The sequence below is a fragment of the Cerasibacillus sp. genome, from assembly GCF_036516575.1.
In the GTDB taxonomy this organism is placed as follows: Bacteria; Bacillota; Bacilli; order Bacillales; family Amphibacillaceae; genus Cerasibacillus.
This window is the reverse complement of sequence record NZ_DATBTY010000001.1, coordinates 1-4,267: the sequence shown is the minus strand read 5'-3', so window position 1 is coordinate 4,267 and position 4,267 is coordinate 1. Positions and strand designations below refer to the sequence as shown.

8 protein-coding genes and 1 pseudogene are annotated in these 4,267 nt (G+C 36.3%); 3 read left to right on the top strand and 6 right to left on the bottom strand.

Features of this window, described 5'->3' with window-relative positions:
• Positions 1-336: pseudogene (locus tag VIG73_RS00045) on the bottom strand (phosphomannomutase CpsG); the annotation flags it as partial.
• Positions 337-350: 14 nt separating this feature from the next.
• Positions 351-509 carry a hypothetical protein gene (locus VIG73_RS00040; RefSeq protein WP_331638096.1) on the bottom strand — a complete coding sequence of 53 codons (159 nt, stop codon included), beginning with the start codon at positions 507-509 and terminating at the stop codon, positions 351-353.
• 181 nt (positions 510-690) lie between these two features.
• Between VIG73_RS00040 and VIG73_RS00035 the strand changes: the two genes are divergently transcribed.
• From VIG73_RS00035 to VIG73_RS00025, 3 genes are all read left to right on the top strand, one after another.
• Positions 691-1,332 (top strand): restriction endonuclease, encoded by a 642-nt coding sequence (locus VIG73_RS00035; RefSeq protein ID WP_331638094.1) that lies wholly within the window; start codon positions 691-693, stop codon positions 1,330-1,332.
• Between the two features lie 308 nt (positions 1,333-1,640).
• A complete protein-coding gene (locus VIG73_RS00030) occupies positions 1,641-2,129 on the top strand; it encodes a hypothetical protein (RefSeq protein ID WP_331638092.1) in 489 nt (162 codons plus the stop codon).
• Between the two features lie 76 nt (positions 2,130-2,205).
• Positions 2,206-2,730: an AbaSI family restriction endonuclease gene (locus VIG73_RS00025; protein ID WP_331638090.1), complete on the top strand. Its 525-nt coding sequence runs from the start codon at positions 2,206-2,208 to the stop codon at positions 2,728-2,730.
• Here the strand turns inward: VIG73_RS00025 and VIG73_RS00020 are convergent.
• The 4 genes from VIG73_RS00020 to VIG73_RS00005 form a co-directional block, all read right to left on the bottom strand.
• Positions 2,696-2,926: a DUF3784 domain-containing protein gene (locus VIG73_RS00020; protein ID WP_331638088.1), complete on the bottom strand. Its 231-nt coding sequence runs from the start codon at positions 2,924-2,926 to the stop codon at positions 2,696-2,698. The genes VIG73_RS00025 and VIG73_RS00020 overlap by 35 nt on opposite strands.
• 64 nt (positions 2,927-2,990) lie before the next feature.
• Positions 2,991-3,383 (bottom strand): hypothetical protein, encoded by a 393-nt coding sequence (locus VIG73_RS00015; protein WP_331638086.1) that lies wholly within the window; start codon positions 3,381-3,383, stop codon positions 2,991-2,993.
• 1 nt (position 3,384) lies between these two features.
• A complete protein-coding gene (locus VIG73_RS00010; protein ID WP_331638084.1) occupies positions 3,385-3,591 on the bottom strand; it encodes a helix-turn-helix transcriptional regulator in 207 nt (68 codons plus the stop codon).
• A gap of 148 nt (positions 3,592-3,739) precedes the next feature.
• Positions 3,740-4,204 carry an ASCH domain-containing protein gene (locus tag VIG73_RS00005; RefSeq protein WP_331638082.1) on the bottom strand — a complete coding sequence of 155 codons (465 nt, stop codon included), beginning with the start codon at positions 4,202-4,204 and terminating at the stop codon, positions 3,740-3,742.
• Between the last annotated feature and the right edge of the window lie 63 nt (positions 4,205-4,267).

The following is a 4,267-nucleotide window of genomic DNA, read 5'->3' as shown; positions in this document are numbered from 1 at the left end:
TAAGAGATGCTCAATATATTCCGGCACGATATTGTAAGAGGTGACACTCCCTTTCTGTGCCGGTTCACTAAATTGGCCGGCAATCACCTTGTCATGAATCTCTTTTAAGCCACTCTCCATGCCGATGGGGCGTGCATTTTCACGGACGAGCTTCATGCCGTTATAATCGATCGGATTGTGACTTGCTGTCACTTCAATTCCCCCCTCAACATCGAGATGAAAGGCGGCAAAGTAGACCTCTTCTGTACCTGTCATGCCGAGATCATACACATCCACACCGGCATCGGTCAGGCCATTGATAAGCGCTTGCTTCAACGCTTCACTAGTGGGGCGAATATCGGCGCCTACGGCTACTTTTTTCGGTTGATAGATATCGCCATAGGCGCGACCGAACCATCCTCACGTCGAAACAATACTCCCGCTTCTACAAAGCGTACCGTCGACTGCTCTTCCATGATCTCGCCCTCTCCTGAAGGAAAAACAAACGCCTTCCACAACTGCCAATCCATCGCATTCACTCCTTTTCGTATAATCTGTATACGCTTCATGAAAGAAAAAGATTCTCAAAAACATCATTTTATTCTATGTATCTTTCGAATTTGGCTAAAATGAAGGATTTTATATGATAGTATAGTAACAAGATATTGTATCATTCATCTCATTTTAGTAGAAGTTCGGAGGGATCAATCGATGGTTTTTCGATTTTTTAAAAAAGAAGACAAAGAACAACAAACACATTCCACTTCCTTAACCCATATTTTCCAACCGGAAGGGAGTGCTCAAACAGATGCCAAACTCGTTCAAATTATCGCTCATTTAGACGAATGCAAATCAAATGACTTTAATTATCTCGTAGAGAAACTCGTGCAACGATTAGGATTCGATACACAAATTATCGACGGAATTCATGATAGCGGCATCGATATTATCGGATTCCAACAACAGAAGAAAGTTCTGGCGGTTCAATGCAAAGCGTGGAATCCAAAAAGAAATACGAATCCTTTAGACAAAAAAGAAGTGCTTGCGTTCAAAGGAAAAACAATGTCAGATGGGTATGAAAATAGCCTGTTTGTCACGACGCATTACTTTACAAAGCCCGCGTTAGATGAAGCAAGTGACAATTTCTTTTTAATCGATCGACGCATTTTACATGATTTGCTCGCTACATATTTCCCGAAAGAATTTTCGGAAGCGTTTTACTACGAAACGTTAAAAGAATTAAAAGCATGTCCGACATGTCAAAAAGGAAAACTTATTCGCTTGTACAGCAAAAACAAAAGAACGTATTATACGCTTTGCGAAAGATGCCAAGGATACCACCCTTGCACTTAAAATAAAAACCCGAAAAACTTACACGACGTAAAGTTTTTCGGGTTTCTTAGTTTAATTAAATGAATTACATCGCGAAATAGAAATTTGCATTTCATCGCCCCTCCATCACCTTAAATTTTTAAGATTTAAGGTCACTTAATTAAAAATGGTCGATGCAAAGGAATAGCATGGAAGCGATGAAGTGTAAACCTAGCTGTCGGTGGTTGTACTTTATTTACAATACAACAAAAAGCTTAAGAAGTATGGTAACATATAAAAAATGGGAAATATTTGAAGGTTTAAAGTGAGTAATTCAAGGAGGATAGAATATGAGTGTTAAGGATGAAATAAGTTCAATACTACCAAGAAAGATTATTTCTGCTTCAATTTCTAGTTTTCTATTTGCGATATTGTTAGCTTTATTTATACCTGATCCTTTTGATGTAGGCATTAAATATATTGGTGAATATATCGAAACTTTCATGCTAGCAGTTCCTGGATATTTGATGTATAGTTTTCCCGTTATTTTGCTATACGGTACAATCACTTCGATAATAAGTGAGTATCTCGCTCGTTTTATTGCCAATCGCACTAAAAAAAGTATGGAATTCTATCTTTCATTCGGATTCCACATGCTTTTTGGTTTAGTCTTCCTTTGGTTGAGTTTATTAGCAGCTTTATTATACTTTGTAACTGATTATATATTAAAGAAGAAAAATATTTATAATGGGAAGCAAGCGTTCATGAGCTTAGGGATTCCGTTTTTAGTTTTCATTATATTTATGGGGACTATAAGCATCGTAGAAATGTTTAGATAAACATTTGAATCAACGTGATACAATATATGATAGAATGATATCGCTTTCAAATAAAAGATTAGAGTGGAGAAATTATATGGAACGAAGAGATTATTTAATAAAAACTTTTTCAAGAACGAAACGTAAAGATTTTGAAAACTACATACTGAACGCGATTTGGCATCGTCTAGATAATCCTAACATTCAACCTGTGAGCCAACAATATGTAAAGCGCCCGAACGGTTCCTACGCATTAATCGATTTATATTTTCCACAACTTCATATCGGGATTGAAGTTGATGAGGCACATCATTTCGCGCAAATCGATGCCGAACAACTCCGTACAGAAGATATTCTAACAGCCCTCGAAGAAGATGCGAATACATTGAAAATGGACCATATCATTGGAGCAGTCGAGGAAAATAGCACGAGTCACTTCCAAATTTTCCGCATCGACGCAACATTGCCATTACATGAATTACATCAACAAATCGATCAAGTCGTCCACCATATTCAACAAAAAGCGAATACGAGAGAATTACAATGGCTAACTTATGAAGAAGAATTAGAACGTGTCAAACGACAAACTAGAATAACCCGTTCATTTCAAAAGCAATGCTGAGAATCCAGAATACCATACTGAATGAAAGAGCAAACATCATTTGCCCCATAAACTTAGTGAGTCCAGCGACATCATATTTCTCTTTTTCTTCTGGTGGCATCGTGTTATAACCAGCTATTAAAGAAGAGCCTTTCCCCTTTAAAAGAAAAATTCCCAATACAATAAATAACGCAATCATACTTGCTATAATCAGCATTGCAACAAAATTATCCTCCTTTTTTACCCTCCTATTCAAAAATGATAGTAAACATTCTATCTGTTTATCGACGAATTACAATAAACCCACCTATTCCACTAATCAATAAATAGGCAATCATAATTATCCATAAATAAGTGATTTCAACAATTTCAAAGTTTAAAAAAGATAGGACAGCTAATCCCAAAAACAGAACTACAATAAAAATAGTTGAAGAATACAAATAATATAACATGACATTCTTTTTGATCCTTTCATCTATCTCAGGCGTATTGTCTTTTTTTACAAAAACTTTAATCACATTGATAACAATAAGAATCAATGCTGCTGTTATAAAGCCCAATAAAGAACTTATATTAAAATTTCCGGTTGTTGAATAAATAATTGTTATTCCGATGAGGGCACCGATAACTGTACCTATACCGATAAAAGCTAAAGTCCATTTTTGTAATTTCATTTCATTCATCCTCCTTTAATATAAACACTTGATCGATTGGTATATCGAAGTATTTCACAATTTTAAGAGCGAGTTCAAGACTCGGATTGTATTTGTTGTTTTCAATAGCATTCATCGTTTGGCGTGTTACTTGTAAATCTTCCGCCATTGTAATCTGTTTAATTCCCCTTTCTACCCTAATTTTCCTAATATTATTTTCGACAGCCATTTGTCCACCACCTTTAAAGTAAAGAACTCTTTACATATTTATACCATAACAAAACCTGAACGTAAAGAGTTCTTTACCTCTATTATAAAATAAAACAGCGCCTCAACAAGAGACACTGTTTTATTCATACTTCGCCCTCAAACAACGACTATTTTCTCTGATTTGGAGCAGTTGCAGGGTGAATCAATTCAAAACGTTCACAAACAAGGAGCATGTCTTCAGAGAATTCACGTCCAATTGTTTTCAACTCATTTTTAAAGAAATGCTCATGTGCGTCCCACCAATACTGGTATGTTCTATCGCCTTCTCCTTCAGCAATTGCAAATTCTTCGCTGACTTCATTCATCGGCACAATCGTTACTTCTACCGTTTTCGTAATCGCTACGGGTTGATCCTCACTATTTAGGATAATGTTGTAATCTTCCGTTGTTGGAAGAGGTTCATTTTCAATTTCATAAAAAAGATGTCCTGAACAAGTTGCGGTTTTAATGCCATCCACGACTAATTGTGCAAGATAGTCAGGCTCACCTCCAAATTGCCACGCACTGACTGATTGCGGCTTGTCTTTATTCTTCCAATAGTCATTCCAGAAAATTTCACTTGCTTGATTCATTATTTATCTCTCCTTGTTGATAGCATCCATTCCAAACCGCTTCTCTTGTCAAATGAGGTTACA

Excerpts from the sequence above, each read along its gene's own strand:
- VIG73_RS00020 (WP_331638088.1), bottom strand. The coding sequence starts at position 2,926 with ATGCTGATTATAGCAAGTATGATTGCGTTATTTATTGTATTGGGAATT.
- VIG73_RS00040 (WP_331638096.1), bottom strand. The coding sequence starts at position 509 with ATGGATTGGCAGTTGTGGAAGGCGTTTGTTTTTCCTTCAGGAGAGGGC.
- VIG73_RS00010 (WP_331638084.1), bottom strand. The coding sequence starts at position 3,591 with ATGGCTGTCGAAAATAATATTAGGAAAATTAGGGTAGAAAGGGGAATT.
- VIG73_RS00025 (WP_331638090.1), top strand. The coding sequence starts at position 2,206 with ATGGAACGAAGAGATTATTTAATAAAAACTTTTTCAAGAACGAAACGT.
- VIG73_RS00015 (WP_331638086.1), bottom strand. The coding sequence starts at position 3,383 with ATGAAATTACAAAAATGGACTTTAGCTTTTATCGGTATAGGTACAGTT.
- VIG73_RS00005 (WP_331638082.1), bottom strand. The coding sequence starts at position 4,204 with ATGAATCAAGCAAGTGAAATTTTCTGGAATGACTATTGGAAGAATAAA.
- VIG73_RS00030 (WP_331638092.1), top strand. The coding sequence starts at position 1,641 with ATGAGTGTTAAGGATGAAATAAGTTCAATACTACCAAGAAAGATTATT.
- VIG73_RS00035 (WP_331638094.1), top strand. The coding sequence starts at position 691 with ATGGTTTTTCGATTTTTTAAAAAAGAAGACAAAGAACAACAAACACAT.